This is a genomic window from Belnapia arida (assembly GCF_016773205.1).
GTDB classification, from domain to species: domain Bacteria; phylum Pseudomonadota; class Alphaproteobacteria; order Acetobacterales; family Acetobacteraceae; genus Belnapia; species Belnapia arida.
The window spans coordinates 1-1,318 of record NZ_JAETWB010000138.1; the positions used below are offsets into that span (position 1 = coordinate 1).

1 protein-coding gene and 1 other annotated feature are annotated in these 1,318 nt (G+C 66.4%); the gene reads left to right on the plus strand.

Translation table 11 applies throughout. The features are described from left to right. The first annotated feature begins 50 nt into the window (after positions 1 to 50). Positions 51 to 1,279, plus strand: a protein-coding gene (locus JMJ56_RS33065; protein WP_202836112.1) for an IS3 family transposase whose coding sequence is annotated in 2 segments (ribosomal slippage) — positions 51 to 342 and positions 342 to 1,279 — 1,230 coding nt in all. Because the reading frame shifts where the segments join, the coding sequence is not laid out codon by codon here. Next, positions 335 to 451 (plus strand) — a sequence feature (AL1L pseudoknot). (Overlaps the previous gene by 117 nt.) Positions 1,280 to 1,318: the final 39 nt, after the last annotated feature.

Genomic DNA, 1,318 nt, shown 5'->3' on the forward strand with positions numbered 1-1,318 from the left:
TGAACCGCTCTGGGTTTGCCGGAGGCTTCAAACCTTGAGAGGTTGGAGCCATGACGAAGAAGACGTTGAACCGATTTTCGCCTGAGGTTCGGCAGCGGGCGGTGCGAATGGTGCTGGACCATGGCGGCGACCACGCCTCGCAGTGGTCGGCCATCGGCTCGATCGCAACGAAGATTGGTTGCACGGCCGAGACCTTGCGCAAGTGGGTGCGGCAAGCCGAGCGCGATAGCGGCCAGCGACCCGGCGCGACGACGGAGGAGCGCGAGCGGATCAAGGCGCTGGAGCGCGAGAACCGCGAGCTTCGCCAAGCCAATGAGATCCTCCGCAAGGCATCCGCGTATTTTGCCCAGGCGGAGCTCGACCGCCGCCCGAAGCCATGATCACCTTCATCGACGATCATCGTGAGGTCTACGGGGTCGAGCCGATCTGCAGGGTGCTGCCGATTGCCCCGTCGACCTACCGCGCCCATGCCGCGCAGCGTGCCGATCCAGCCAAGGCCTCGCCTCGGGTCCGACAGGATCTGGTGCTCATGGAGCAGATCCGCCGGGTGCACGAGGCCAACTTCGGGGTCTACGGCGCCCGCAAGGTCTGGCGGCAGCTCGGCCGGGAAGGCGTCATGGTGGCGCGTTGCACGATCGAGCGTCTGATGCGGCAGATGGGGCTGCGGGGCGCCGTCCGTGGCAAGGAGACCAGGATCACCATCGCCGACAAGGCTTTGCCGTGCCCGACGGACAAGGTGAACCGGCAGTTTCGGGCGCCGCAGCCGAACCGGCTATGGGTCTCGGATTTCACGTATGTGGCGACCTGGCAGGGGTTCGTCTACGCGGCGTTCGTCATTGATGTCTTCGCCCGCCGCATCGTCGGCTGGCGGGTGTCGCGGACGGCGCATGCCGGGTTCGTCCTCGATGCTCTGGAGCAGGCGCTGCATGACCGTCGTCCGGTGAAGGGCGGCCTGACCCATCACAGCGACAAGGGGTCGCAATACGTCAGCATTCGATACACCGAACGCCTTCTCGGGGCCGGGATCGAGCCCTCCGTCGGCAGCGTCGGTGACTCCTACGACAACGCGTTGGCCGAAACCGTCATCGGCCTGTTCAAGACAGAGGTCATCCGGCGCCGCGGCCCCTGGCGCTCCCTGGAGGCTGTCGAGTTCGCTACCCTCGAATGGGTGGACTGGTACAACACCCGCCGCCTCCTCGAGCCGATCGGCAATATGCCGCCCGCCGAGGCCGAGGCGCGCTACCATGCTCAGCTCGAGGCACCCGCCATGGCGGCGTGACCCAAGTAAACCACCCTCCGGCGAAGCCGGGGCGGTTCA